Below are 23,889 nucleotides of genomic sequence, written 5' to 3'. Positions count from 1 at the left end.
ATAGCCACCTGATTTTCCAGCCAATTAGAACCAAGAAGAAATGGGACCACGTGAAATGAGAGGCAAGCCAGACATCATCCGCACCATCGTACTGATCTTTGCGGTCGGCCTTGTCATTACCGGGTTTACGTCACTTCAGGCTTCAGAAGACAAACGCTCTGCCAGAGACGTTCCTGTGACCAGCTTCGTACAGTCAGCCAGTCAGGGCTTGAACCGGTAACGACGCTTATCCGTTACCACCCCGTGTAACGGCACATCCCACGGCTCGATGGGCAACTCCCTTACCTTCTGGAAATCATGGGCCAGGCCAATCAGCTTGGGCGCCATGCCCGGGCGAATACGGCTGAAGGCGAACGTACGGTCGTAAAAACCGCCGCCCATGCCCAGCCGGCCCCCGTTTTCATCAAAACCTACCAGCGGAAACAGCACAGCATCCAGTGCCCATGCCGGCCTGCGCCTTGAGCGCGGGAACGGCGGTTCGGGAATGCCGAAGCGGTTAGCGCTAAGCCGGATGCCGTCGAAATAAGGGCTGAATACCAGCTTGCCCGGGTAGACCGGGTGCAGGATCGGCAGGTAAAAGTGAATCCCTTTGCGACGAGCCAGGTCAATGTACAGGTGCGGGTCGATCTCGCCGTCGTTGGCCAGGTAGATGCCGATGTGCCGGGCGCGGTGCAGGTCCGGATGTTTCAGAAGGTTCAGAGCCAGCTGTTCAGAGGCTTGCTGCTGTTGCTCAAAACTCAGGGACCGGCGCTTGCGGCGCAAATGCTTGCGAAGTTCGGTGCGGGACAGGGTGTCCAAAATAAAGCTTCCCGGGCTGCCGTTATCGGATGTAGCCCTTGAACCCAAAGTTCAAGGTCGGTGGCCGCTGTGACATATCAGGCTTTCCCCCGTGGGGGACATGCTCACAATGCCCTGAAGTAGCCACCTGGGTAGTGCGCATCGGCTCGAGGACGTACCCGACCAGCGAACAGCCCAGGAAGTTGAATCCATTATACGGGCAGGGCCGGGGCCGATTGCAACCCCCATTCCGGAAAGTTTCCGGAATCAGTTGCCGGAACTGCCCCCAAGGGCTTCGTCCAGGCGGTTGTCCATGGCTTTCAGGAGGCTGCTGGTGGCGTCAGACATGGTGTCACGCTCCAGCAGTTCGTGAGTAATATTCAGGGCAGCCATGACGGCAATGCGCTCGGTGCCGAACACTTTGCCGCTGGCCCGGATTTCCCGCATTTTGCTGTCCAGGTGCCGGGCTGCGCGCAGCAGGGCCTCCTGCTCTTCCAGCGGGCAGGCCACCAGGTATTCCTTATCGAGGATCCGGACTTCAACGGTGGTTGACTGCTGTGACATCAGTGGTGCTCCAGCGCTCTCAGGCGGCCGATCATGGCTTCAATCTTGTTTTTGGCAAGATCGTTCTTGTGCATCAGCTGGGCCCGTTCCCGGTTCCAGTCGTCCTGCAGCTCGCGCAGCAGGGCGTTATCCTTCTCGAGCTTCTTGCAGCGTTCAATCAGTGTGTCCAGCTTGTCCGCTAATGCCTGTACTTCGGACTGTTCCATGACGTGCCCAATATGAGTAATTTGGATGTCGGTAACTATAAGTGCCCGCACCATAACGGTCAATTTACCGCATTGTCATGGCGCCGGCGCCGTGAAGCCTGTCACTTTCAGTGGCAGGTCAGCTGCCGCCGGATCCGGCAAATCCCAGCTTGCGGCTCTTTTGCCAGCTGCGCAAGGCCGGGAGTAACGAAACCACGAATGCCGCCACCGGTACCAAGCCCAGCAGGAGCCATTCTGCCCGGTTCAGGCCGCGAAGTCCGATCTGTATGCCGTACTGGTCCAGAAGCCAGGGGCCCAGGCCGGCAATGGCGCCGGCGCCCAGCAGCAGCGCCAGGGCACAGGCCGCCAGAGCCAGTACCACACACTCAAAGCTGTACAGCGAGGCAATCAGGATGGGCGGGGCACCGGTAGCCCGTAACACTGCCACTTCCTGCTGGCGCTGGGCCTGAATGGTCAGCAGCACCGCAATCAGGCCGGTCAGGCTGGTAATGACCACAAACGCGCTGATGCCCAGCAAGGCTTTCTCAAACTGGCCCATCATGCGCCACAGTTCGCTCAGGGCAACGCCCGGCAGAATGGCGGACAAGGGCTCCTCGCGATACTGGTTCAGCTCCCGTTGCAGCTGGAAGGTGAGTATCGGCTTGTCCAGCCCGATAAACGCTGCGGTAATGGCGTCTGGCTCGAAGGAGCGGGTCTTTGCCTTCTCTTCTGTCAGGGTTCGGCCGGGCAGGGCAATGCCGGATTCCCAGCCCACGTGGATGGCTTCCATGGCCTCCAGGCTGATGTAAACCGCCTGGTCTACCGGGGTGCCGGTAGGTGCCAGAATGCCGGACACTGTGAATGGCAGGTCCGTATGGTTGGCAAAGCTGGTGCGTCCACCCCCGTGGGACAGCACAACGCTGTCGCCAGTCTGGTGGTTGAGCTGGCGGGCCACGCCCGCGCCCAGCACCACGTCGAACAGATCAGTGAACCAGTGGCCGGCTGCCAGTTCCAGGGGCTGATCGTTGCCATATCGGAAGCGTTCAACGAACTGTGCGTTAGTGCTTACTACCCGGTAGCCCCGGTAGCTGTCGCCCAGTGAGACCGGAACCACCCAGTCGATACGCTTGTCCTGTGCCAGCTTCTGGTAAGTGGACCAGCGGATGTTGTTGGTGGCATCGCCAATATGGAAGACCGAATACAGCAGCAGGTTCAGCTGGCCGCTGCGGGCACCAACAATCAGGTCTGTTCCGCTGATGGTGCTGGTAAATGACTGCCGGACTTCAGTGCGAAGATACTGGATTCCGAGCAGTAGCGTGACGCTCAGGGTAAGGGTGAGGCAAACCAGTGCCAGTACCTTGCGCCGATACCACAGGCTGGCCGTTGCCAGGGAGAGTGCCAGTCGGACCTTGCTCACGGCGTACCTCCCAGGGCCAGCTGATGGTGGAAGTGGCTGGCCAGGCTTCTGTCGTGGCTGACAAATACCACCGAGCATTGCCGTTCCCTGGCCAGCGTCAGCAGAAGATCCAGGAAGCGGTCGCGGTTGTCGGTGTCCAGGGCGGAGGTTGGCTCGTCGGCCAGAATGATTTCCGGCGCGCCGATCAGCGCCCGCGCGGCGGCCACTCGCTGCTGCTGGCCGATGGACAGATTGGTAACCCCGTGGTGCCAGTGGTTCTCGGGGATGCCAAGTTCCGTCAGCAGTTCGCTGGCAGCGGCATCCGGGTGCTGGTCGGCACGGGCCCGGCGCAGCGCCGATAACCGGCAGGGCAGGGTCACATTGGCCAGCGCGCTCAGGTAAGGCACCAGGTTGAACTGCTGGAAAATGACGCCCATATGGTCAGCCCGGAAGCGATCCCGGGCGCCGGCCCTCATGGCACTGGTTTGCTGCCCCAGCAGGCTGACCGAACCGGTTTGCGGCGTCTGCATCCCGGCCAGCAGGCCCAGCAACGTGCTTTTGCCGGTGCCACTGGGCCCGTGCAGAAACAGGTGTTCGCCTGCGGCCAGGGACATGTCAGGAAAAACGAGCGGCTGTTCCCGGCCTGGCCAGCGAAACATCAGGCCTCGGGTCTCTATGGCCGGGCAGGCCGATCTGGCGGTTGCTGTACTGCTGTTCATATCGGTCTGGTCGGTTGCGTTGTATGATGTGGGCCGTGTTGTGAATCACCCTGATTGGAGATGTCGTCCATGCCAGTGTATCCGAAGTCCCGGGCATTGTTTGCCTGCCTTTTGCCGCTGATGTTGCTGTTGTCATTATCAGCCCGGGCCGAGCTCCGGGAAATCGACTGGCTGGAACTGATGCCGGCCGAAGACCTGGCATTGCTGGAAAGCATGCCTGAGGTGGAGCACGAAGGCGATGGCCCGGTTTTGTTGCCCGACGAGATCATGACGGGCCGGGTTGTGCCGGAAATGGGCGATGTCGAAGGCCGTATTCCGGGCTTTGTGGTACCCCTGAAAACCACCGGTGACATGCGCATCCTCGAATTCTTCCTGGTGCCTTACTACGGCGCCTGTATCCACGTACCGCCACCACCGCCGAACCAGATTATCCATGTGAAGTACAGCGAAGGCTTCACCCTGGAAGCCCTGTACGATCCGGTCTGGATCGAAGGCAAGCTGGTGATTGAGCGTACCGAAAACGACCTGGGTACTTCGTCTTATTCCATGGTGGCGGAGTCTGTAGAGCGTTATACCGAGTAAGTTTACTACCCCGGCCGGAAACGGTTGTCGGACCGGGTCAGCCGGGTGCCACCCTGGCCCTGTGCCGACACCCACTGCACATTCAGGTGCTCCAGGGTCGGGAAGGCGTCGAGTATGGGAGCGGTGAAGGCGGAAGCATCGGGCAAGGCATCGCACTGCAGGCTCTGGGTGATTTCCAGGTCGGAATGGTTTGCGTGGGCGTCCTGGTCATGGCCGTGGTCATGCCCTTGGTCATCGTGAGCTTCATGCCCTTCCCAGCCGGTATGCAGTTCCGAAGTGGTCACCCGGCAGTTGCCTCCTTCGGTGTTGATCAGGGCATTCGCGGCCACCCATTCGCGCAAACCGTCCAGTTTCTGCCGCTGTTCCTTTGTGTGGGGCTGGTGTTCGAAGCCCAGCAGGTTCCAGGCCGGCGACTCCAGCAACAGGTCAATCTGTTCACCGTCAAAGGCAGCCTGGAGTTCGGCATGGCCATGCTGGTGAGCGGCCGGGTTGTCCTTTGCCATGGCAGGTGCCGTAACGGTTGCCAGGCCAAGGGCCAGGATCAGTCTGGGGGAAGCGGACAAGGGCAGGCGCTTTCGCATCGGGGGAATCTCCGGTGTTTTGATATGTTATAACATTTTTCTCCTTTGGCCCGGTAAAAGCAAGTGCCGATCTGGCCGGCCCGTGCCAGCACAGCGCCGTAATGCTAGGATAGACACCTCAAACAGACGGAGCGGCCGGGCAATGGCCCCGGCAGTCTCCCCCGAAACAGGAACCGGTTTTTTCATGTCTGAAAGCGATACTTCAGGTGCCGCCCGCGCTGCCGAATTCGAACGTTGGGCCAACGTCTTCACGGCTCACAAGGCCTTCAGCCACCCCTCCGAACTGCACGGTGTGCTTTGTGGTCGGCTGGCGGCCGGCACCCGTATTGAAGAACAGCAGTGGCTGGCCATGGTGTGCGAGCACATGGGGCTGGCGGACCAGGCCATGGAAGAATCGGATGACCTGGCGCCGTTCATGTACGGTGCCTACGAGAAAACCCTGGCGCAGTTGCAATCCAGTGAGATGACCTTCCAGCCCCTGCTGCCGGATGACGACTATGCCATTGAGCAGCGCCTGGAAGCCCTGATCGCCTGGGTGCGAGGTTTCCTCGAGGGCATGGCCCTGGCGGCCGGTGCTTCGCTGGGGCAGGCTCCGGATGAAATCCGTGAACTGATTGAAGACATGGTTGCCATCAGCCAGCTGTCGGAAGACGAAGAGTCCGACGACGAAAGCGAGCAGCAACTGCTGGAAATCACCGAATACGTCCGCCTGGGTGCCCTGGCGGTGTTTACCGAATTCAATGAGCCGGAGAAACCGGCTGGCGCAACGCCCACCCTGCACTGATCAGGAGACAGCATGGCCTCAATGATTCCGATGAAAGAATTCGCCGACCGCCGCCGAAAACTGATGGACCGGATGGCTCCGGACAGTATCGCCATTCTGCCGGCAGCGCCGGAGCGTGTGCGTAACCGGGATGTTCTGCATCCGTTCCGCCAGGACAGCGACTTTCAGTACCTGACCGGGTTTGGCGAGCCGGAAGCGGTACTGGTATTGATTCCGGGCCGGGAACACGGCGAGACCGTGCTGTTCTGCAAGGAGCGTAACCCGGAGAAAGAACTCTGGGACGGTTTTCTGGTGGGGCCAGAGGGAGCCATCGAGCGCTATGGCCTGGACGATGCCTTCCCGATCGGCGATATCGACGACATCCTGCCCGGCATGATTGAAGGCCGAAGCCGGGTGTATTACCCGTTGGGCAAAGACCCGGTCTTCGATAACCGGGTGATGGACTGGGTGAAGGTCATCCGTAGCAAGGTGCGGGCCGGTGCCCATCCGCCCGGTGAGCTGGTGGCCCTTGAACACCTGCTGCACGACATGCGCCTGTACAAGAGTGCGGCCGAAGTGAAAGTGATGGCCAGGGCCGGGAAAATCAGCGCCGAAGCCCATTGCCGCGCCATGAAGCGGGCCCGCAAGGGTGGCTATGAGTACAGCCTGGAAGCCGAGCTGATCCACACCTTCATGGAACACGGTGCCCGCTCCACGGCCTATCCTTCCATCGTGGGTGGTGGTGCCAACGGCTGCATCCTGCACTACATCGAGAACAGCGCGCCGCTGAAAGAGGGCGACCTGGTGCTGATCGATGCCGGTTGTGAGCTGAACTGCTACGCTTCTGACATTACCCGCACCTTCCCGGTCAGCGGCAAGTTCAGCCCGGAACAGACAGCTCTGTATAACGTGGTTCTGGATGCCCAGTACGCCGCCATTGATGCGGTGCGCCCCGGTAACCACTGGAACCACCCCCACGAGGCGGCTCTGAAGGTGCTGACCCAGGGGTTGATAGATCTGGGGCTGCTGTCCGGCAGCCTGGACGATGCCATTGCCAGTGAAGCCTACAAACCGTTTTTCATGCACCGCACCGGCCACTGGCTGGGGCTGGATGTGCACGATGTGGGCGACTACAAGGTAGGTGATGCCTGGCGCCAGCTGGAACCGGGTATGGCGTTGACCGTAGAACCCGGGCTGTACATTGCGCCGGATAACGAGAACGTAGAGGAAAAATGGCGCGGTATTGGCATTCGCATCGAAGACGATGTGGTGGTAACCAAAGACGGTTGCCGCGTGCTGACCGACGCGGTGCCTAAAACCGTGGCCGATATTGAAGCCCTGATGGCGGACTGAGCCTGTGACCGAACCCCGGATGGATACCGACCTGATTATTGCCGGTGGCGGCCTTGCCGGCGCCACTCTGGCGCTGGCGCTGGCCCGCGTGGTGCCGGAATTGCGGGTGACCGTGGTGGAAAGTTTTCCGCTCTCGCCCGATGCCCTGCCGGACGACTACCAGCCCAGCTATGACGCCCGTTCCACGGCGCTGGCCTGGGGCTCCCGGCTGATCTTCGAAGAGCTGGGTTTGTGGGCTGCGCTATCTGAACACGCGACGCCCATCCGGAATATTCATGTATCTGACCGGGGCTGGTTCGGCGCCACCCGGCTGGATGCTGCCGATCATGGCCAGCCGGCCCTGGGTTATGTGGCGGACAATCGCTGGATGGGGCTTTGCCTCATGCGGTCGCTGCTGGAAACCCCGGTAAGCTGGCAGGCGCCGGCAGAAGTGGTTGGCATGACGCCGATTGTCGGTGGTGTGAAGGTCAGCATCCGTAAAGAGGGTGAAGAACAAACCCTGACCGGTCAGTGCCTGGTGGTGGCCGATGGCGGCCGTTCCGGACTTCGGGAACAGTTGGGCTTTGTGACCCGAACCGAGGACTATGGCCAGAATGCATTGATTGCCAACGTGTCCACCAGCGATTCGCACGGGTACACCGCGTTCGAGCGTTTTACCGATTCCGGCCCCATGGCCCTGTTGCCCCATGGTTCGCCGGTGCGGGCCGAGAACCAGTCTGCGCTGGTGTGGACGCTGACTGACAGCGCGCTGGAGCACATACTGTCGGTGTCTGACGATGAAAAATGCCGGCAGCTGCAGGATCGGTTCGGCTGGCGTCTCGGGCGCTTTACCCGCATCGGGCAGTGCAATCATTACCCGTTGAAGCTGGTAACTGTAGACGAAGCCGTGCGCCCCGGCGTGGCCCTGGTGGGCAACGCCGCCCATGCCCTGCATCCGGTGGCCGGGCAAGGCTTTAACCTGGCCCTGCGTGGGCTGGTGACGCTGGTGGAACAGTTCCGCAAGGCGGTGGATGCCGGTGTGTCGATCGGTGACCTGTCTGTGCTGGGTGAATACCAGCGCCTGCATCGCCAGGACTGGCAGCAGACAGTGCAGTTCTCTGATTCCCTGATCCGTGTTTTCGGGCAATCCCTGCCACCGCTGGCTGCCGCCCGGGATGCCGGCCTGGTCGGGCTGGACCTGGTGCCCGGAGCCAAGCGCTGGTTTGCCCGCAAGGCCATGGGTACCGGTGGCCGCAAGCCGGTGATTTCCGCCGCTGAGTCTTTGCAGGAGTCCGAACACCATGACCGCTGATGCCCCAACACAGCAATTCGATATCCTGGTCGTCGGTGGCGGCATGATCGGCTCCGCACTGGCCCTGGGCTTGTCCCGCCAAGGCTGGCAGGTGGGTCTGATTGAAGGTGCGCCGGCCGCAAGCCTGATGGCGCCGGCCGAACCCGCCAGCTCGGTTGACGACTTCGAGCCCCGGGTCAGCGCGATTTCACTGGCCAGCCAGCGCTTGCTGGAAGAACTGGGAGCCTGGCCGAAGGTACAGGCCAGCCGCCACTGTGGTTATCGGGAAATGACCGTGTGGGACGGTGACGGCACTGGCCGGATTCATTTCGATGCGGCTGAATTGCACGCCCGCAACCTTGGCACCATCGTCGAGAACCGGAACATCGTTCGCGCCCTGTTCGAAAGCCTTTCAGACAGCTCGGTACAGTTGCTGGATGGCGTGCGGGTGAGAGCCTGGAGCCGGGGGCAGGGTGTGGAGCTGGAAGACGGTCGGTGCCTGGCTGCCAGGCTGGTGGTGGGCGCAGATGGCGCGCTTTCGCGCTTGCGCCAGTGGAGCGGCCTGGCAACCCGAGAATGGGATTACGACCAGCAGGCCATCGTTTGTACCGTCCGCACCAGCCAGAACCATCGCTACACGGCGTGGCAGCGGTTTTCTCCAACCGGGCCACTGGCCTTCCTGCCGTTACTGAATGAAGCCGGGGATGAACACTTCTGCTCCATTGTCTGGTCCCAGGACACCGAAGAAGCCCGACGCCTGATGGCGCTGGGGACCGAGAGTTTCCGGAAGGAGCTGGAAGCCGCCATCGAGCGGGAGCTGGGTGAGGTGTTGGCGGTTTCCCGGCGCTTTGCCTTTCCCCTGCGCCAGCGCCACGCCAAGGATTACATCGCCGATGGCCTGGCCCTGGTGGGAGACGCCGCCCATACCATCCACCCGCTGGCCGGGCAGGGTGCAAATCTGGGCTATGGCGACGTGCGTGCGTTGCTGGAGGAGCTTGAGCGTGCCAGGGAACTTGGCCTGGCTCCGGATGATGCCTCGGTGCTGGCCCGTTATCAGCGCCGGCGTAAGGGTGAGAACCTGGCCATGATGGCGGCGATGGAAGGTTTCAAGCAGCTGTTCGCCCGGGATGAATTACCCGTGCGCTGGCTTCGGAACACCGGCATGCGCTGGCTGAACCAGCTGGCGCCGCTGAAAAACCGCATTGCCGCGGAGGCGATGGGCATTGATGCCTGACGTGTCCGGTTCTGGGTACCCGGAACTGTTTTCCCGCTCCGGGTTTTCGTAAACTTTGGTCTTTCCCTTCTTGTCGAATTAACAAAGGAACTGTTTATGGCCGGCTCCAGCCTGCTCGTTTTAATCGATGACATTGCGACCGTCCTGGACGATGTCGCGGTCATGACCAAGGCCGCCACCAAGAAGACCGCAGGTGTGCTCGGGGACGACCTGGCGCTGAACGCCCAGCAGGTAACCGGCGTAAAGCCGGCCCGTGAAATACCTGTGGTTTGGGCGGTGGCCAAGGGTTCGTTTATCAACAAGGCGATTCTGGTGCCGGCGGCACTGGCCATCAGCTTCTTCGTGCCCTGGCTGATCACCCCGTTACTGATGCTTGGCGGCGCTTTTCTGTGCTATGAAGGCTTTGAAAAGCTGGTGCATAAATTCCTGCACAAGGAAGAAGAACAGAAGCACCGGGAAGAACTCCGGGAAGCGCTGAAGAAGCCGGAAGTGGACCTGAAAACGGTCGAGAAAGACAAGATCAAAGGCGCTGTTCGCACCGACTTTATCCTCTCCGCAGAAATCATCGCCATCACGCTTGGCACCGTGGCGGGCAAGGGGTTCGGAATGCAGTTTGCGGTGCTGACGGTAGTGGCGCTGATGGTCACCGTGGGGGTTTATGGCCTGGTGGCGGGCATCGTGAAACTGGACGATGCCGGTCTCTACCTGAGCCAGAAAGCGAGCGCCATGGCGCAGAAAGTGGGGCACGGCATACTCTGGCTGGCGCCCTGGATGATGAAAACCCTGTCGGTACTGGGCACCATTGCCATGTTCCTGGTGGGTGGCGGTATTCTGACCCACGGCATTCCGGCGGTGTACGACGCCATTCACCATGTGGCCGGTATGGTCTCATCGGTGCCGGAGGTGCTGGTCACCACGTTGGGGGATGGCCTGTTCGGGTTGCTGGCGGGGGCTGTTCTGGTACTGGTGATCACACCGGTCTCGAAACTCTGGCAGCGCAAGGCGGCGTAACCTTCTCACGCCTGTCAGCTCACAGGCAGGCGTCAAACAACCGGCTGACCAGCACCGGTACAGCGGTTTCTACCCGCAGGATACGGGGGCCGAGGTGCACGCTCTGGCAGCCGGCTTCTTCGAGTTTACCCACTTCGTAGTCGGTGAAGCCGCCTTCCGGGCCGATGCACAGGGCGGCGGGTTCGTTCAGGTGGGTGGGGCAGGGCGCTGCCATGCCGGGGTGGGCGACCAGTGCCCGTTTTCCTTCCAGCAAGGCCGGCAATTCGTCTTCCACGAAGGGTTTGAACAGTTTGCGGATCTGCACCTTTGGCATCACCGTGTCTTTTGACTGTTCCAGGCCCAGTGTCAGGTTTTCCCTCAGGTTGTCGTCTGACAACCAGGGCGTTTGCCAGAAGCTCTTTTCCACCTTGTAGCTGTTGATCAGCCAGATATCTTTCACGCCCAGAGAGGCGCAGGTTTGCAGCACCCGGCGGAACATCTTGGGGCGTGGCATGGCAAGGATCAGGGTCAGCGGCAGGGCGGCCGGTGGCGGGGTGTCCAGCGTTAGCTGCAGTTCCGCCTCGGAGTCGTTCAGCTTGAGTACCTCACCGTACCCCATCAGGCCGTTGACCCGGCCCACCGGAATGCGGTCGCCGGCACAGGCCTTGAGTACGGTTTTCAGGTGTTGCAGCCGGCGGCCCTGAAGCCGGGCACGGTCTGGGCTGACGAAGTCTTCGTCCAGCAGCAGGGCCAGGTTCATCAGGCTTCCGGTTCGTCTTCGGCGACCTGTTCACGCTCGCGGTAGGCCAGGCGGCCAAAGATGATGCCAAATTCGAACAGAATCCACATCGGCACCGCCAGCAGCGTCTGGGAAATGATGTCTGGCGGGGTCAGCAGCATGCCGATAATAAAGCAGCCGACGACCACGTACGGACGCTTGGCGGCGAGATCCTGCGGCGTGGTGGCGCCGGTGAGGATCAGCAGTACGGTAGCAATGGGAATCTCGAACGCCACACCAAAGGCGAAGAACATCTTCAGCACGAAGTTCAGGTAGCTGGTGATGTCCGGCAGTTCCACGATGCCTTCCGGGCCGATGGCGGTAAAGAAACCGAACACCAGCGGAAACACCACGAAGTAGGCGAAGGCGGCACCGGCGTAGAACAGGATGACCGAGGTGAACAGCAGTGGGAATGCCAGCCGTTTTTCGTGGGCGTAGAGGCCCGGCGCCACAAAACTCCAGAGCTGGTACAGGATGACCGGGATGGCGGCAAACACTGCCAGCACCAGGGCCAGTTTCAGGGGCGCAAAGAACGGCGAGGTGATGTCGGTGGCGATCATCATCTGGCCCACCGGCAACAACTCCCTCAGGGGCTGGGACAACAGCAGGTAGAGATCGTTGGCAAACGGGTAGATAACGGCGAAGCAGATAATCACTGCCAGCACCATTTTCAGTAATCGGTTACGCAGCTCGAGCAAATGCTCGATCAGGGGCATCTCCTGTTGTTCAGAAGATGCTTGATTGCCGTCTGGCTTGGCATTCATGAACGATGATCCGGTGAACTCTCAGTCGATGGGCCGGGCTCGGCGTCGGCGCTGGATGTGGTGTTTCCCTGATCCGCCGGGGCTGTTGCCGAATCGTGGCTGCTTTCCTCCGGCTTGTTAACCCGGCGGGTAGCGGGAGCCGGGCGGGTTTTCCTGGCGCCGTCGTCCAGGATCATGTGCTCGTACTTCTTGGCCTCATCCAGGGCACCTTTGACCGTCTTCTGCACATCATCCAGGCCAACATCGCCAGCCTTTTTCAGTTCCTTGCGCAATTCTTCGGCTTTCAGCTCGCGGTCCAGTTCAGAGGTGAACTGACCAACCATACGCCGGGCGCCGCCAATCCAGCGGCCAGCCGCCCGTGCAGCGCCGGGCAGCCGTTCAGGGCCCAGCACCAGCAGGGCAATAATGCCGCAGATCAGCAGCTCAATGAAGCCGATATCGAACATTCAGTGGTTGCTCAGCTCTGCTTTTCCTTGGGCTTTTCTTCGGCCTGGGCCTGTTCGGCTTGCTGGCCCTCCAGGTTATCCTGGTCAGCCTGCTTCTTTTCTTCTTCGTCGCTCATGGATTTCTTGAAGCCACGAATAGCACCGCCGAGATCGGAGCCGATATTGCGCAGTTTCTTGGTTCCGAACAACAGGATAACGATGCCGAGTACGATAAGAAGTTGCCAGATACTGATACCCATGAGGGTTCCTCGTTCAATTGTTTCTGTTACGTGACATTGTACGCCAACGATTACCTCAGGCGGAAATCCCCGTTAGGGGTACTCCCTCAGGATTGCCGTGACGCTTTTTCTTCCAGGCCGGAGAGGTCGAACCGGTTGGCCAGCTCATCCAGGATATCCTGCGGGCCCAGGCCCAGGCTCGACAGCATGACCATGCTGTGGAACCACAGGTCTGCTGTCTCGTATACCACATCCCGGGTTTGTCCGGAATGTTCGGCATCCTTGGCGGCCAGCAGGGTTTCGGTGCACTCCTCGCCAACCTTCTCCAGAATCTTGTTCAGGCCCTTGGCATGCAGGCTGGCCACATAGGAGGTGTTCGGGTCTGCCTCTTTTCGGGCTTCCAGCACATGCGCCAGGCGCTCCAGTACATCGCTCACGGTGTCTGCTCCTCAGTTGCTGCCGTAGATGGCGTTAGGGTCTTTCAGTACCGGTTCGGCACTTACCCACTGGCCATCTTTCAGGGTCCGGTAAAAACAGCTGCGCCGGCCAGTATGGCAGGCAATGCCACCTTTTTGTTCCACTTTCAGCAGGATTACATCGGCATCACAGTCCAGGCGGATATCCCTGAGCACCTGCTGGTGCCCGGAGCTTTCGCCCTTGCGCCAGAGTTTGCCGCGGGAACGGGACCAGTACACCGCCTGGCCTTCCTGAACGGTCAATGCCAGGGACTCCCGGTTCATCCAGGCCATCATCAGGATGTCGCCGTTGTCGGCGTCCTGGGCGATGGCCGGTATCAGGCCGTCGTCTGTCCATTTGATGTCGTCCAGCCAGCCAGGCTGTAAGACGTTATCGGGGGAATCTTGCATTTGTGTGAATCCTGAAAATCTTTGTGTTCACCGGCTACCCCGGAGCATGACGCCTGCGGCTGCGGCAAGCAATGCCCAGCTCCACACCGGCATGTCGGCCACCAGTTGCTGTGCCTGCGGATGGCTGCTGCCCACGGCAATCACGGCCAGTACGGCGGCGATAAAGCCCCGGCGCCAGCGCCGTTCACTGCGCAGTTGCTGTTGCTTCATCAGCTCCAGTGTTGCCCGGTTCTGCTCTTCGGTCGGGCCGCTGCCGCGCAGCTGTAACAGGGCATCGTGCACCAGTTGCGGCATCTCCGGAGACTGCTCCAGCCAGGACGGCAGGTGCGTTTGCAGTGACTTGACCAGCCCGGCCGGGCCGATGCGCTTGCGCATCCAGTCCTCAAGGAACGGCTGGGCAGTACTCCACAGATCCAGCTCCGGATACAGCTGGCGGCCCAGGCCTTCCACGTTCAGCAGGGTTTTCTGCAGCAGCACCAGCTGCGGCTGCACTTCCATATTGAAGCGGCGGGCGGTCTGGAACAGGCGCAACAGGAAGTGGCCGAAGGAGATGTCTTTCAGCGGCCGCTCGAAAATAGGCTCGCACACGGTACGGATGGCGGCTTCGAATTCGTTCACCCGGGTATCCGGTGGTACCCAGCCGGACTGGATGTGCAACTGCGCCACCTGGCGGTAATCCCGGCGGAAGAACGCCAGCAGGTTGCGGGCCAGGTAGCTTTGATCGTCCGGGGCCAGGGTGCCGACAATGCCGAAATCTATAGCAATGTATTTCGGGTCTGCCGGGTTGGAGATGTCCACAAAGATATTGCCCGGGTGCATGTCGGCGTGAAAGAAACTGTCCCGGAACACCTGGGTGAAAAAGATCTCGACGCCTTTCTCAGCCAGAACTTTCATGTTCACGCCGGCGTTTCTCAGGGTATCCACATCGGCAATGGGAATGCCGTGGATGCGCTCCATCACCAGTACGGACTTGCTGGTGTAATCCCAGTCGATGAAAGGGATGTAAATCAGCTTGGAGTTTTCGAAGTTGCGGCGCAGCTGGCTGGCGTTGGCGGCTTCGCGCTGCAGGTCCAGTTCGTCGTGGATGGTGGCATCGTAGTCGGCCACCACATCCACCGGGTGCAGGCGCTTGCCTTCAGACCAGTATTTCTCCAGCAGGCCGGCCATCAGGTACATCAGGCCCAGATCCTGGCGAATCACTTTGTCGATGCTGGGGCGCAGCACTTTAACGACAACCTTCTGGCCACTGCGCAAGGTGGCAGCGTGCACCTGGGCTACCGAGGCCGAGGCCATCGGGTCCGGGCTGAATTCCGCAAACAGTTCGGATACCGGGGCACCCAGGGACTTCTCGATAATGCCCCGGGCCTGGTCGCTGGGGAAGGGCGGCACCCGGTCTTGCAGCTGCTTCAGGGATTCGGCCATGTCATCGGGCAGCAGGTCCCGGCGGGTGGAGAGAATCTGGCCGAACTTGACGAATACCGGCCCCAGCTCTTCCAGTGCCAGGCGCAGGCGGTCGCCGCGGCTCAGCTTCGGTTGCGGGAAGAGATGCCAGGGCGCCAGCAGGAAAAAGACCTTCAGGGGCGTGGGCAGTTCCGACAGGGGCAGAAACGTGTCCAGCCGGTAGCGGCAGAATACCCAGGCAATTCGGAACAGGCGTTGCAGGCGGGTCACAGGGTCTCCGTATCGTTAATGCTACCGGGTGCTGCCAGCTGGTTCAGGCGAGCTTCCAGCCGCTCGGTGCGCAGGTTCAGCTCGTCGATGTCCTGAAAGGTGGCTTCCAGTTCGCGCCGGCCGGGCAGGGTGCGGCTTTCTTCGTGGATGTATTCCTCCACGTTGGCGTTCATGGTGCTGACCGCCTGCCGGCTCCATTTCGCGGCATTCCTGATACGCTGGCCCAGAAAGTGCGCGGGCACATCGCCGATGTGCCGGGCCATGGCGGCTTCCCAGTCGGGCTGCAGCTGGTTCAGGGCCCGCTGGAACTGGTGGGCCAGGGCGGTGTCGCCCTGTACTTGCAGGCGCTCGTCGGCAAAGACCCGGTCATCACCCAGTGCCAGGGCGGCGAAGGCAACCGGCCGGCCGCTGATCTCGAGGGCCGGGGCGTCTGCGGGCTGGCTGCGTACCTGTACTCTGTCTGCCACAGGTTCCAGTGTCCAGCTCATGGCCACCGGCGCGGTCAGGCTGAACTGAACCGGCCCTGCCAGTGCCTGCATCAGGGCCTTGTGGCCGGCAGGATCCAGCTCCAGGGCCCGGTTCAGCGCGGCTTCAATAATGACGCTGATGGCAGACAGCAGGGTAGGGCCGGGAAACATCAGGGCTTGATTCCCACGTGCAGGGCCACGATGCCGCCGGTCATGTTGTAGTACTTGCAGTTCACCAGGCCGGCGTTTTCCATCATGCCTTTCAGGGTTTCCTGGTCCGGGTGCATGCGGATGGACTCGGCCAAGTACTTGTAGCTCTCGCTGTCACCGGCAATCAGCTGGCCCATCAGGGGCAGGGCGGTGAAAGAGTAGGTGTCGTAGGCCTTGCTCAACAGCGGGTTGGTGGGCTTGGAAAACTCCAGCACCATCAGCTTGCCGCCGGGCTTCAGTACCCGGGCCATGTCGCGCAGGGCCTGGTCTTTGTCGGTGACGTTACGCAGGCCGAAGGCAATGGAAACCGCCTGGAAATTGTTGTCCGGGAACGGCAGGTGTTCGGCATCGGCCTGGACATATTCAATGTTGCCGGCATAGCCCCGGTCGGTCAGGCGGCTGCGGCCTACCTGCAGCATGGAGGCGTTGATATCGGCCAGCACTACCTTGCCGGACGGGCCTACCAGGTCGGAGAATTTCATGGTCAGGTCGCCGGTGCCACCGGCAATGTCGAGCACCTGGTGGCCGGGGCGAACACCGCTGAGCTCGATGGTGAAGCGTTTCCACAGGCGGTGGATGCCCATCGACATCAGGTCATTCATGAGGTCGTATTTGCCGGCCACACTGTGGAAAACCTGGGCTACCTGGCTGGCTTTCTGGCTCTTCGGTACATCGCGGAACCCGAAATGGGTGACGTCGTCCTGGCCGTTGCCGGGAGTGCCCGGTGCTTGCTGCTCGCTCATGGGTGTTCGTCCTGTCAGAATCTAAGGTTGGTATTCTAACCTTTGAGGGGTTGGCTACAAGTTTATTGCCGGCTTACACTGTAAAACCGTTTCCAAATCACCGAGAAAACTGATTCATGTCTGTTATCGATATCCATCGCGCCCATTCCCTGGACAAGGCCCACGCCCGAGAGGCCGCCGAAACCCTGGCCAAGGACTTGTCCCGGCAGTTCGACGTTAACTATCAGTGGGAAGGCGACCTGCTTAAATTCAAGCGCAGCGGCGTGAAAGGCCAGCTGGAAATTGCCGAGAGCGACCTGCATATCCGCCTGGAACTGGGCATGATGCTGCGACCGTTCAAATCCCGCATCGAGCAGGAAATTCATTCCCAGCTGGACCAGATCATCCAGGCCTGATCGCTACAGGTCGCCCGGCAGCGTAAACGGCTCCGGGTGGCCTTTCAGTATGTTCTCCATTACCTGCCTTTCCCGGCTGATAAGCCGCTCGATCAACAGATCTACCTTGTCCATTTTCCGGAAAGCGCTGTAACCCCGGTGCAAAAAGCTGTGCAAATCGCCCAGTTCCGCCATTTCCGCCGGTCCCCGGGTCATCGACAGCAGCCAGCCCAGTGTGCGGTTGCGTACATAGCGGTCGAGCTGCTGGCCGGTATCGGAAACCAGTTCCAGCTGCCGGTGCCGTGCCGGAAGTTGCCCGCTGGCCCGGTAGCCTTCGCACCAGGCTGCGGCGGTGATCGAGCCGGTATCCAGGCCTTGCCTGTCAAACCATTCGGCCAGTTCCAGGTCCAGGCTCTGGGTCAGCAGGTTCAATTCGACCAGGCCGGCAAAGGTGGCCAGCAGGTGGTCGGGCAGCCACTTCACCATTTTCGGGAATACACGGTCGATGTTGTCATCGCGGCGGGTCATGCCGGCCGGGGCGTAGAGGTCGGTCAGCAGGAATTCCAGGCCGGTGTGATAGCCGGGGTGGCGGTACAGGTCCTGGTGGGTAGTTTTCAGGCGCTCGGCCTGCCAGTCGGCAATCCGGCGGGTGTCGCCCAGCAGTGGACTGGCAGCTTTCAGTTGCCGGAAGTCGTGGTACTCAAGCAGCAGGCGCTTGAGCCTGTGGGCGTTTTCTGACTGCACTTCCGTTGCGACCAGGCGCTCACGATACATGCCGGGACTCCATCACACTGAACCTGAAACCGCGCAGTTTAACGGAGCCCCGCAGCCGGTGCACCCGGAATCGGGGCCAGGAATTCAGCCTTGTGCGGCGGCAGGCAGGGTTTCAAAGCCCGGTACCCATTCCTTGCTGTCCAGGGTGATGAAGTGGCTGGGTGCCCCGGTTTCAACAATCCGCATGGTGGTGGGGCTGGTGCGGGCGCTGGCCAGCATGGCGGTGCGGTCCAGAATGCGGTCGGTGCCGGGGATCAGGAAGGTGCCATGGCGCACATGCTGGTACACGGAACTGTCTGTGCGGGCCATCCACTCCATGATGTTCTCGATGTTGCGAACAATGGTGAGGTGATCCTTGGTGGCGTAGAACAGTTTGCCCAGCAACTGGCGCTTGCGCGGGTTCATCTTGCCGAAGAAGGTCTGGCCATAGGCTGACTGCGGGGCACTGTTGATCAGGCGGATCAGCCAGGGCCACATACCGTGGCTGACCGGTTCCAGAAGCGTGGTTACCAGGGCGTGCAGTTTGCCCTGGGGCAGTACCGGGGCTTCCAGCACGACTTCCGCGTCTTCATAGAGTTCCGGCCACTGGCGGATGGCTTCCAGAATAACCGCGCCACCCCGGGAATGGCCGTGCACCCGGATGTTGCGGGTGGTGGGCAGGTTCTGCAAGGCCTGGTTCAGGATGCAGGCATCGTATTCGATGGTGCCTTCAAGGTGTTTGATGGGTACTTCCCAGTCCGGAGTTTCAGGCGTTACGCCATTCACCGGTATGTGGTAGTTGCTGCAAGTGAGCAGGATCAGTTCGGTTGTGGGGGCGTCGTAGGCCTGGGTGAAGTAGCAGTGGTTTTCCAGAAAGCCGTGTACGCCGATCACGGTCTGTTCTGCCGCGCCGCTGTGGTTCCGCACAGACACAGCGCCCTTGCCAACCCGGAATACCCGGCCGGAAAACATTTCCGAATAGGCGTTTTCGATGGGTTTGATCAGCTTGCGAACATGACTGGCTTTCATTGTTCATCTCCCCCCGGCACAGCTTCAGGCTTTTTTTGGAATTGGATAGCCGGTTTAGCTTTTGTACCCCGATCGGCGTGCGGGTGTAGTGGCACCAGTGCCCGGATTTTTGGTGATTCGGGGCCAATCAGGCTTTGCGTCGTTCAGTTTATAACCATTGCATCAAGCCATATAGCGAGTATAGAAGCGAACAGTTAATCGCGTGTAACTTTTTGTAAGCCTGTGCGAGGTATCCACACGATGGAGCCGGATGAACGACTCTGGCACAATGCCGGATTGGCTTTTCACCAGTTTACTGACCGGGGACCTTCAGGTTTGAACCAAGAGCACTCGCATCTCATGCTGCCTTCGGATTCGGCCTGGCTGGCTTTGGAACGGCCGGACAACCCCATGACCATCACCATCATGCTCCGGGTGGACGGGCTGACCGCCGGCCGTTTCCGGGAGTTTCTTGAGGTTTACTGGTCGGCCTGGGAACGCTTTGGTTGCCGCCCGGTGTGGAAAGCCCCGGCCTGGTACTGGCAGCCAGACGCTACCTTTAATGTGGCGCACCACCTGGATGTGGCGCTGGACCGGTTTGACCAGCACCAGCTGCAGGACTGGGTGTCTGCCCGGTTGAACGACCCCCTGCCGCTTTATCGCCCGGCCTGGAAATTCTGGCTGGCCCCTAACGCCGAAGGCGGCGCAGCCCTGCTGCTGCGATTGCACCATTGCTATGCCGATGGTTTGTCGCTGTTGAGTATTTTCGACCAGTTGTGCCCGGCGTCGCCCCGGCAATACCCGGCGGTATACGGCGCCCCGGAGCAGCCCCGGGTAGGGCGCTGGCTGGAAACCGCCCAGCAATGGCTGGGCTCACAGCTTGCCCGCTGCGGCGCCACCACACAGACTGATTCAGAAAAGCCGGAGACCGGCCTGGAGCAAACCCTTGCGGCCCGCACCGTACAGAACGGGGCGCGACTGGTGCATGAGCTGAGCGAATTCCTGGCCGAGGAAGAAGATTCCCCGTCTGATCTCAAGCGGCCGCTGGCCGGCCAGCGCAATTGCCGGTGGTCGGCTCCGGTGCCGCTGGAGCGCTTTCGCGCCATTGCCCACCAAACCCGCACCACCATCAACGATGTGCTGCTGGCCTGCGTGGCTGCAGCGGTACGCCCGCGGCTGGGCATGACACCGGAACAGCTGGACGATGCGGTGATGCACGCCGCCGTGCCGGTAGACATCCGCACCCGCTTGCCCGAAGGCATCAAGCCCGAAGCCGGCGAGCCCGGCAACTGCTTCGGTACCGTGTTTGTGCCACTGCCGGTAGATGGCGAAAGCGCCCTGGAGCGGTTGTTCCGTATCAAACACGAAACCCGCAAACTCAAGAAGAGCTGGCAACCGGGCCTGGCCTGGGGCCTGACTGCCTGCGCCTCCCTGTTGCCAGACATCGGCCGCAAACCCCTGGCCGACCTGTTCTTTCGCAAGGCCTCGGCCGTGGTTTCCAACGTGCCGGGCACCCCGGAAACCCGTTACCTGGCCGGTTGCCCGATTACCGAGCAGATGTTCTGGGTGCCCCAGGCCGGGAATATCGGCCTGGGTGTGAGCATTGTCAGCTATGCCGGGCAGGTGCAGTTTGGCGTTGTGGCGGATGAGGCCGTGATGGCGGATCCTGCGGCGTTTCTGGAGGATTGCCTGGCGGAACTGGATCAGCTGGACTGACCATACGACCATTGGCTTAGCCGATTCTTGCTGCGTCTGCCTGCAAACCTTCCGGATTGGGTCTACCTTTGTTGTGTTAACGCAAAAGGCTGCGTTGCCCTGCGACAATCACAACAAAGAGGCAGAAGTCATGATCTATGCACAACCCGGACAAGAAGGCTCCGTTGTTTCCTTCAAATCCCGCTACGAAAACTACATTGGCGGCGAGTGGGTGGCGCCTGTAAAAGGCCAGTACTTCGACAACATCACCCCGGTCACCGGCGCCGTGTTCTGTGAAGTACCCCGTTCGACTGCCGAGGATATTGACCTGGCACTGGACGCCGCCCACAAGGCGGCACCGGCCTGGGGCAAGACATCCCCTACAGAACGTTCCAACATCCTGCTGAAAATTGCGGATCGCATCGAGGCCAATCTCGAAAAGCTGGCGGTGGCGGAGACCTGGGACAACGGCAAAGCGGTTCGTGAAACATTGAACGCCGACATTCCACTGGCCGCCGACCATTTCCGTTACTTCGCCGGTTGTATCCGGGCCCAGGAAGGCCATATGGGCGAGATCGACCACAACACCGTGGCGTACCATTTCCACGAGCCGCTGGGTGTAGTGGGGCAGATTATTCCCTGGAACTTCCCGCTGCTGATGGCGGCCTGGAAGCTGGGCCCGTGCCTGGCTGCCGGTAACTGCACCGTGCTGAAACCCGCCGAGCAGACTCCGGCCAGCATCCTGGTGCTGATGGAAATCATCGGCGACCTGCTGCCGCCGGGCGTGCTCAATATCGTCAATGGCTATGGTCCGGAAGCCGGCCAGGCCCTGGCTACCAGCAAGCGTATTGCCAAGATTGCCTTCACCGGCTCCACCCCGGTGGGCTCGCACATCCTCAAGTGCGCGGCTGAAAACATCATCCCGTCGACGGTTGAGCTGGGTGGCAAGTCCCCGAATATCTACTTCTCCGATGTGATGAAGGCTGAGCCGGAATTTGTCGACAAGTGCGTGGAAGGCCTGGTGCTGGCGTTCTTTAACCAGGGCGAAGTCTGCACCTGCCCGTCACGGGCGCTGGTTCAGGAAGATATGTTCGAAGAGTTCATGCAGAAAGTGGTTGAGCGCACCAAGGCCATCAAGCGTGGCAACCCGTTGGATACCGACGTTCAGGTTGGTGCTCAGGCGTCCAAGGAACAGTTCGACAAAATCATGTCGTACATGGAAATTGGTCGTCAGGAAGGCGCGGTTGTGCTGACCGGTGGTGACCGCGAGCACCTGGAAGGCGAGTTCAACAACGGTTTCTACATCCAGCCGACCCTGTTCAAGGGCGACAACAAGATGCGGGTGTTCCAGGAAGAAATCTTTGGCCCGGTGGTGGGTGTCACCACCTTCAAGACCGAGGAAGAAGCCCTGGCCATTGCCAACGACACCGAGTTTGGTCTGGGTGCCGGCGTGTGGACCCGCGACACCAATCTTGCGTACCGCTTGGGCCGCAATATCCAGGCCGGTCGGGTCTGGATGAACTGCTACCACGCATACCCTGCCCACGCGGCCTTCGGTGGTTACAAGAAGTCCGGTGTTGGCCGCGAGACCCACAAGATGGCGCTGGAACACTATCAGCAGACCAAGTGTATGTTGACCAGCTACGACACCAACCCTCTCGGGTTCTTCTGATCTGCAAGCAGTACTAAGGCCCCCTCCCGGGGGTCTTTTTATTTGATTTTAATAGACGATCGATCGTATTCTTGTGAAGTTAAATAGACGACCGGTCTAAAAAGGGGGAGCCTTTGGAATCTGCAGCAGTCAAACGTAAACGGGGGCGCCCTCCGAAAAGCCGGAATGCCGGTTACCAGGACACCCGCCAGGCTCTGATCGGAGTAGGGCTGGCGGCCTTGACTGAAAAGGGCTACTCCTACACCGGCCTTGATGAAATTCTGCGCCAGGCGGGAGTGCCCAAGGGCTCCTTCTACCATTACTTTGACAACAAGGAAGCTTTTGGCGCGGCTCTGATTGAAGCCTACGGGCGTTTTTTCGCCAACAAGCTGGAGCGTTCTTTATCCGACAGCAATCTCAGCCCCCTGGCACGCATCCAGGCATTCGTAGACGACGCCAGAGCCGGTATGCACAGGTTCGGTTACCGGCGGGGGTGCCTGATCGGCAACCTGGGCCAGGAAATGGCCGCACTGCCGGAAAGTTTTCGAAGCTTGTTGCGAGAGGTATTTCAAGACTGGGAAGCCCGGGTCGCCCGGGTTCTCGAAGAAGCCCGGCAGGCTGGCGAAATACCAGGACATATTGAGCCGGAGCAGATGGCAAAGTTTTTCTGGATTGGCTGGGAAGGCGCGGTTTTGCGCGCCAAGCTTGAGCAATCCCCGCAACCGCTGGATCAGTTTGCCGAGGGTTTTATGGCGCTGGTTCGCAGTTGCTGATTCACGAAGTTCAATTCACGTTACCAGAATCCCTGGAGGCAACATGTTCAAAGCAATCCTGATTGAAGGCAGCCGTGGCGACCAACAGGTATCGCTGAAGTCCGTAGACGAGGCTCAGCTACCCGAAGGCGATGTGACCATTGATGTCGCCTATAGCACCCTGAACTACAAGGATGCCCTGGCCATTACCGGTCGCGCTCCCATCGCGAAAACCTATCCGATGGTTCCGGGCATCGACCTGGCTGGTGTGGTGACTGAATCGTCCAACCCCGACTTCAAGGCCGGAGACGAAGTGGTGCTCAATGGCTGGGGAGTGGGTGAGAAACACTGGGGCGGCCTGGCCCAGAAAGCCCGGCTTTCGGGTGACTGGCTGATCCCGCTGCAGGCGCCGTTCACGGCCCGCCAGGCCATGGCCATCGGCACCGCGGGTTACACCGCCATGCTGTGTGTCATCGCTCTGGAGAAACACGGCGTTAAGCCAGAATCCGGCGACATCCTGGTAACCGGTGCTACAGGTGGTGTTGGCAGCGTGGCGGTGGCCATTCTGGCCAAGCTGGGCTACTCGGTGACTGCGGTAACGGGCAGGCCGGAAGAGGAAGCTTACCTGAAATCCCTGGGCGCCAAACAGATTCTGGACCGGGCCGAATTGAGTGAGCCGGGCAAACCGCTGGCCCGGGAAACCTGGGCAGGTGCTGTGGATGTGGCCGGCGGCCAGGTACTGGCCAATGTTTGTGCGGGCATGAAGTATCACGGGGTAGTGGCCGCGTGTGGCCTGGCAGCCGGCATGGATCTTCCGGCAACCGTGGCTCCGTTCATCCTGCGTGGCGTGACCCTGTGTGGCATCGACAGTGTGATGGCCCCGAAAGCGGACCGGGTGTATGCCTGGAAGCGCCTGGCCGAGGATCTGTCTCCGGAACTGCTGGACAGCATGATCACCGAAGTGGCCTTTGATGATGCCATCGACGCCGCTGGCCGGCTGATGGATGGCAAGATTCGAGGTCGCATTGTGATTCCGGTGGCCGGTTAGCTTTATACTGGTCGGACGCAAGTGCAACGGA

General features: G+C 60.6%; 29 protein-coding genes and 1 other RNA gene. 12 read left to right on the top strand and 18 right to left on the bottom strand.

Annotated features, from left to right (window positions below; translation table 11 throughout):
* Window positions 1–55 precede the first annotated feature (55 nt).
* Window positions 56–220: a hypothetical protein gene (locus tag H3Z84_RS15890; RefSeq protein WP_173637054.1), complete on the top strand. Its 165-nt coding sequence runs from the start codon at window positions 56–58 to the stop codon at window positions 218–220.
* Here the strand turns inward: H3Z84_RS15890 and H3Z84_RS15885 are convergent.
* The 6 genes from H3Z84_RS15885 to H3Z84_RS15860 form a co-directional block, all read right to left on the bottom strand.
* Window positions 202–798: a 5-formyltetrahydrofolate cyclo-ligase gene (locus tag H3Z84_RS15885; protein WP_206768900.1), complete on the bottom strand. Its 597-nt coding sequence runs from the start codon at window positions 796–798 to the stop codon at window positions 202–204. The two genes, H3Z84_RS15890 and H3Z84_RS15885, sit on opposite strands and share 19 nt — an antisense overlap.
* Before the next feature lie 4 nt (window positions 799–802).
* Window positions 803–982: non-coding RNA, 6S RNA (ssrS, locus tag H3Z84_RS15880), on the bottom strand.
* A 62-nt stretch (window positions 983–1,044) separates the two neighbouring features.
* Window positions 1,045–1,341 carry a cell division protein ZapA gene (locus tag H3Z84_RS15875; protein ID WP_022988353.1) on the bottom strand — a complete coding sequence of 99 codons (297 nt, stop codon included), beginning with the start codon at window positions 1,339–1,341 and terminating at the stop codon, window positions 1,045–1,047.
* Complete coding sequence (locus H3Z84_RS15870; RefSeq protein ID WP_022988352.1) at window positions 1,341–1,547, bottom strand: TIGR02449 family protein; 207 nt, start codon at window positions 1,545–1,547, stop codon at window positions 1,341–1,343. The genes H3Z84_RS15875 and H3Z84_RS15870 overlap by 1 nt, the downstream gene beginning before the upstream one ends.
* Window positions 1,548–1,665: 118 nt before the next feature.
* Window positions 1,666–2,943 carry an ABC transporter permease gene (locus tag H3Z84_RS15865; RefSeq protein ID WP_323126975.1) on the bottom strand — a complete coding sequence of 426 codons (1,278 nt, stop codon included), beginning with the start codon at window positions 2,941–2,943 and terminating at the stop codon, window positions 1,666–1,668.
* Window positions 2,940–3,641 carry an ABC transporter ATP-binding protein gene (locus tag H3Z84_RS15860; RefSeq protein ID WP_199458160.1) on the bottom strand — a complete coding sequence of 234 codons (702 nt, stop codon included), beginning with the start codon at window positions 3,639–3,641 and terminating at the stop codon, window positions 2,940–2,942. The genes H3Z84_RS15865 and H3Z84_RS15860 overlap by 4 nt, the downstream gene beginning before the upstream one ends.
* A gap of 69 nt (window positions 3,642–3,710) precedes the next feature.
* Here H3Z84_RS15860 and H3Z84_RS15855 point away from each other — a divergent pair, with 69 nt between their 5' ends.
* Window positions 3,711–4,223 carry a DUF3299 domain-containing protein gene (locus H3Z84_RS15855; protein WP_199458159.1) on the top strand — a complete coding sequence of 171 codons (513 nt, stop codon included), beginning with the start codon at window positions 3,711–3,713 and terminating at the stop codon, window positions 4,221–4,223.
* Window positions 4,224–4,228: 5 nt separating this feature from the next.
* Here H3Z84_RS15855 and H3Z84_RS15850 read toward each other — a convergent pair whose 3' ends face one another.
* Entirely contained in the window at window positions 4,229–4,804 is a 576-nt protein-coding gene (locus H3Z84_RS15850) for a ZrgA family zinc uptake protein (RefSeq protein WP_199458158.1), read from the bottom strand.
* Between the two features lie 184 nt (window positions 4,805–4,988).
* Here H3Z84_RS15850 and H3Z84_RS15845 point away from each other — a divergent pair, with 184 nt between their 5' ends.
* The 5 genes from H3Z84_RS15845 to H3Z84_RS15825 all read left to right on the top strand — a co-directional run bounded on the left by H3Z84_RS15845 (window position 4,989) and on the right by H3Z84_RS15825 (window position 10,435).
* Entirely contained in the window at window positions 4,989–5,588 is a 600-nt protein-coding gene (locus H3Z84_RS15845) for a UPF0149 family protein (RefSeq protein WP_036219211.1), read from the top strand.
* Between the two features lie 12 nt (window positions 5,589–5,600).
* Window positions 5,601–6,920 (top strand): Xaa-Pro aminopeptidase, encoded by a 1,320-nt coding sequence (gene pepP / locus H3Z84_RS15840; protein ID WP_199458157.1) that lies wholly within the window; start codon window positions 5,601–5,603, stop codon window positions 6,918–6,920.
* 4 nt (window positions 6,921–6,924) lie between these two features.
* Window positions 6,925–8,211, top strand: a complete 1,287-nt coding sequence (gene ubiH / locus H3Z84_RS15835) for a 2-octaprenyl-6-methoxyphenyl hydroxylase (RefSeq protein ID WP_199458156.1) — start codon at window positions 6,925–6,927, stop codon at window positions 8,209–8,211.
* Complete coding sequence (locus tag H3Z84_RS15830; protein WP_199458155.1) at window positions 8,201–9,424, top strand: FAD-dependent monooxygenase; 1,224 nt, start codon at window positions 8,201–8,203, stop codon at window positions 9,422–9,424. The genes ubiH and H3Z84_RS15830 overlap by 11 nt, the downstream gene beginning before the upstream one ends.
* Before the next feature lie 96 nt (window positions 9,425–9,520).
* The gene (locus tag H3Z84_RS15825; protein ID WP_199458154.1) at window positions 9,521–10,435 is read left to right on the top strand and encodes a DUF808 domain-containing protein; all 915 of its coding nucleotides are present in this window, start codon (window positions 9,521–9,523) and stop codon (window positions 10,433–10,435) included.
* Window positions 10,436–10,454: 19 nt separating this feature from the next.
* Here H3Z84_RS15825 and H3Z84_RS15820 read toward each other — a convergent pair whose 3' ends face one another.
* From H3Z84_RS15820 to ubiE, 9 genes are all read right to left on the bottom strand, one after another.
* Window positions 10,455–11,174 (bottom strand): 16S rRNA (uracil(1498)-N(3))-methyltransferase, encoded by a 720-nt coding sequence (locus H3Z84_RS15820; RefSeq protein ID WP_199458153.1) that lies wholly within the window; start codon window positions 11,172–11,174, stop codon window positions 10,455–10,457.
* The gene (gene tatC / locus H3Z84_RS15815) at window positions 11,174–11,956 is read right to left on the bottom strand and encodes a twin-arginine translocase subunit TatC (protein WP_199458152.1); all 783 of its coding nucleotides are present in this window, start codon (window positions 11,954–11,956) and stop codon (window positions 11,174–11,176) included. The genes H3Z84_RS15820 and tatC overlap by 1 nt, the downstream gene beginning before the upstream one ends.
* Entirely contained in the window at window positions 11,953–12,402 is a 450-nt protein-coding gene (gene tatB, locus H3Z84_RS15810) for a Sec-independent protein translocase protein TatB (RefSeq protein ID WP_199458151.1), read from the bottom strand. The genes tatC and tatB overlap by 4 nt, the downstream gene beginning before the upstream one ends.
* A gap of 11 nt (window positions 12,403–12,413) precedes the next feature.
* Window positions 12,414–12,641, bottom strand: coding sequence for a Sec-independent protein translocase subunit TatA (gene tatA, locus H3Z84_RS15805; protein ID WP_022988339.1), 228 nt, complete (start codon window positions 12,639–12,641; stop codon window positions 12,414–12,416).
* 86 nt (window positions 12,642–12,727) lie between these two features.
* A complete protein-coding gene (locus tag H3Z84_RS15800) occupies window positions 12,728–13,057 on the bottom strand; it encodes a phosphoribosyl-ATP diphosphatase (protein ID WP_022988338.1) in 330 nt (109 codons plus the stop codon).
* A 12-nt stretch (window positions 13,058–13,069) separates the two neighbouring features.
* Window positions 13,070–13,486, bottom strand: coding sequence for a phosphoribosyl-AMP cyclohydrolase (hisI, locus tag H3Z84_RS15795; protein ID WP_199458150.1), 417 nt, complete (start codon window positions 13,484–13,486; stop codon window positions 13,070–13,072).
* Window positions 13,487–13,513: 27 nt separating this feature from the next.
* Window positions 13,514–15,157: a ubiquinone biosynthesis regulatory protein kinase UbiB gene (gene ubiB / locus H3Z84_RS15790; RefSeq protein ID WP_199458149.1), complete on the bottom strand. Its 1,644-nt coding sequence runs from the start codon at window positions 15,155–15,157 to the stop codon at window positions 13,514–13,516.
* The gene (locus H3Z84_RS15785; RefSeq protein WP_199458148.1) at window positions 15,154–15,795 is read right to left on the bottom strand and encodes a ubiquinone biosynthesis accessory factor UbiJ; all 642 of its coding nucleotides are present in this window, start codon (window positions 15,793–15,795) and stop codon (window positions 15,154–15,156) included. Before H3Z84_RS15785 ends, ubiB begins: the two co-directional genes overlap by 4 nt.
* Window positions 15,795–16,577 (bottom strand): bifunctional demethylmenaquinone methyltransferase/2-methoxy-6-polyprenyl-1,4-benzoquinol methylase UbiE, encoded by a 783-nt coding sequence (gene ubiE / locus H3Z84_RS15780; protein WP_058341856.1) that lies wholly within the window; start codon window positions 16,575–16,577, stop codon window positions 15,795–15,797. Before ubiE ends, H3Z84_RS15785 begins: the two co-directional genes overlap by 1 nt.
* 116 nt (window positions 16,578–16,693) lie before the next feature.
* Between ubiE and H3Z84_RS15775 the strand changes: the two genes are divergently transcribed.
* Entirely contained in the window at window positions 16,694–16,972 is a 279-nt protein-coding gene (locus tag H3Z84_RS15775) for a polyhydroxyalkanoic acid system family protein (RefSeq protein ID WP_094625439.1), read from the top strand.
* Between the two features lie 3 nt (window positions 16,973–16,975).
* Here the strand turns inward: H3Z84_RS15775 and H3Z84_RS15770 are convergent, their stop codons facing one another.
* Together H3Z84_RS15770 and H3Z84_RS15765 are read right to left on the bottom strand one after the other, a co-directional pair.
* Window positions 16,976–17,725, bottom strand: coding sequence for an FFLEELY motif protein (locus H3Z84_RS15770; RefSeq protein ID WP_199458147.1), 750 nt, complete (start codon window positions 17,723–17,725; stop codon window positions 16,976–16,978).
* 84 nt (window positions 17,726–17,809) lie between these two features.
* Window positions 17,810–18,733 (bottom strand): hypothetical protein, encoded by a 924-nt coding sequence (locus H3Z84_RS15765; RefSeq protein WP_022988331.1) that lies wholly within the window; start codon window positions 18,731–18,733, stop codon window positions 17,810–17,812.
* Between the two features lie 339 nt (window positions 18,734–19,072).
* Here H3Z84_RS15765 and H3Z84_RS15760 point away from each other — a divergent pair, with 339 nt between their 5' ends.
* From H3Z84_RS15760 to H3Z84_RS15745, 4 genes are all read left to right on the top strand, one after another.
* Window positions 19,073–20,428, top strand: a complete 1,356-nt coding sequence (locus H3Z84_RS15760; protein ID WP_199458146.1) for a WS/DGAT domain-containing protein — start codon at window positions 19,073–19,075, stop codon at window positions 20,426–20,428.
* Window positions 20,429–20,558: 130 nt separating this feature from the next.
* Window positions 20,559–22,079, top strand: a complete 1,521-nt coding sequence (locus tag H3Z84_RS15755) for an aldehyde dehydrogenase family protein (protein WP_199458145.1) — start codon at window positions 20,559–20,561, stop codon at window positions 22,077–22,079.
* Window positions 22,080–22,192: 113 nt separating this feature from the next.
* Window positions 22,193–22,831: a TetR/AcrR family transcriptional regulator gene (locus H3Z84_RS15750; RefSeq protein ID WP_199458144.1), complete on the top strand. Its 639-nt coding sequence runs from the start codon at window positions 22,193–22,195 to the stop codon at window positions 22,829–22,831.
* A gap of 43 nt (window positions 22,832–22,874) precedes the next feature.
* Window positions 22,875–23,858 carry an MDR family oxidoreductase gene (locus tag H3Z84_RS15745; protein WP_199458143.1) on the top strand — a complete coding sequence of 328 codons (984 nt, stop codon included), beginning with the start codon at window positions 22,875–22,877 and terminating at the stop codon, window positions 23,856–23,858.
* Window positions 23,859–23,889 lie beyond the last annotated feature (31 nt).

Source organism: Marinobacter sp. bablab_jr003 (assembly GCF_016464245.1).
In the GTDB taxonomy this organism is placed as follows: Bacteria; Pseudomonadota; Gammaproteobacteria; order Pseudomonadales; family Oleiphilaceae; genus Marinobacter; species Marinobacter vinifirmus.
The sequence above is the reverse complement of the archived record's forward strand: the minus strand, read 5'-3'. Positions and strand labels throughout refer to the sequence as shown.

Excerpts from the sequence above, each read along its gene's own strand:
- H3Z84_RS15855 (WP_199458159.1), top strand. The coding sequence starts at position 3,711 with ATGCCAGTGTATCCGAAGTCCCGGGCATTGTTTGCCTGCCTTTTGCCG.
- H3Z84_RS15765 (WP_022988331.1), bottom strand. The coding sequence starts at position 18,733 with ATGAAAGCCAGTCATGTTCGCAAGCTGATCAAACCCATCGAAAACGCC.
- tatA (WP_022988339.1), bottom strand. The coding sequence starts at position 12,641 with ATGGGTATCAGTATCTGGCAACTTCTTATCGTACTCGGCATCGTTATC.
- hisI (WP_199458150.1), bottom strand. The coding sequence starts at position 13,486 with ATGCAAGATTCCCCCGATAACGTCTTACAGCCTGGCTGGCTGGACGAC.
- H3Z84_RS15870 (WP_022988352.1), bottom strand. The coding sequence starts at position 1,547 with ATGGAACAGTCCGAAGTACAGGCATTAGCGGACAAGCTGGACACACTG.
- ubiE (WP_058341856.1), bottom strand. The coding sequence starts at position 16,577 with ATGAGCGAGCAGCAAGCACCGGGCACTCCCGGCAACGGCCAGGACGAC.
- H3Z84_RS15850 (WP_199458158.1), bottom strand. The coding sequence starts at position 4,804 with ATGCGAAAGCGCCTGCCCTTGTCCGCTTCCCCCAGACTGATCCTGGCC.
- tatB (WP_199458151.1), bottom strand. The coding sequence starts at position 12,402 with ATGTTCGATATCGGCTTCATTGAGCTGCTGATCTGCGGCATTATTGCC.
- tatC (WP_199458152.1), bottom strand. The coding sequence starts at position 11,956 with ATGAATGCCAAGCCAGACGGCAATCAAGCATCTTCTGAACAACAGGAG.
- H3Z84_RS15775 (WP_094625439.1), top strand. The coding sequence starts at position 16,694 with ATGTCTGTTATCGATATCCATCGCGCCCATTCCCTGGACAAGGCCCAC.
- H3Z84_RS15785 (WP_199458148.1), bottom strand. The coding sequence starts at position 15,795 with ATGTTTCCCGGCCCTACCCTGCTGTCTGCCATCAGCGTCATTATTGAA.
- H3Z84_RS15825 (WP_199458154.1), top strand. The coding sequence starts at position 9,521 with ATGGCCGGCTCCAGCCTGCTCGTTTTAATCGATGACATTGCGACCGTC.
- pepP (WP_199458157.1), top strand. The coding sequence starts at position 5,601 with ATGGCCTCAATGATTCCGATGAAAGAATTCGCCGACCGCCGCCGAAAA.
- H3Z84_RS15770 (WP_199458147.1), bottom strand. The coding sequence starts at position 17,725 with ATGTATCGTGAGCGCCTGGTCGCAACGGAAGTGCAGTCAGAAAACGCC.
- H3Z84_RS15760 (WP_199458146.1), top strand. The coding sequence starts at position 19,073 with ATGCTGCCTTCGGATTCGGCCTGGCTGGCTTTGGAACGGCCGGACAAC.
- H3Z84_RS15845 (WP_036219211.1), top strand. The coding sequence starts at position 4,989 with ATGTCTGAAAGCGATACTTCAGGTGCCGCCCGCGCTGCCGAATTCGAA.
- H3Z84_RS15820 (WP_199458153.1), bottom strand. The coding sequence starts at position 11,174 with ATGAACCTGGCCCTGCTGCTGGACGAAGACTTCGTCAGCCCAGACCGT.
- H3Z84_RS15860 (WP_199458160.1), bottom strand. The coding sequence starts at position 3,641 with ATGAACAGCAGTACAGCAACCGCCAGATCGGCCTGCCCGGCCATAGAG.
- H3Z84_RS15875 (WP_022988353.1), bottom strand. The coding sequence starts at position 1,341 with ATGTCACAGCAGTCAACCACCGTTGAAGTCCGGATCCTCGATAAGGAA.
- H3Z84_RS15830 (WP_199458155.1), top strand. The coding sequence starts at position 8,201 with ATGACCGCTGATGCCCCAACACAGCAATTCGATATCCTGGTCGTCGGT.
- H3Z84_RS15755 (WP_199458145.1), top strand. The coding sequence starts at position 20,559 with ATGATCTATGCACAACCCGGACAAGAAGGCTCCGTTGTTTCCTTCAAA.
- H3Z84_RS15745 (WP_199458143.1), top strand. The coding sequence starts at position 22,875 with ATGTTCAAAGCAATCCTGATTGAAGGCAGCCGTGGCGACCAACAGGTA.
- H3Z84_RS15890 (WP_173637054.1), top strand. The coding sequence starts at position 56 with ATGAGAGGCAAGCCAGACATCATCCGCACCATCGTACTGATCTTTGCG.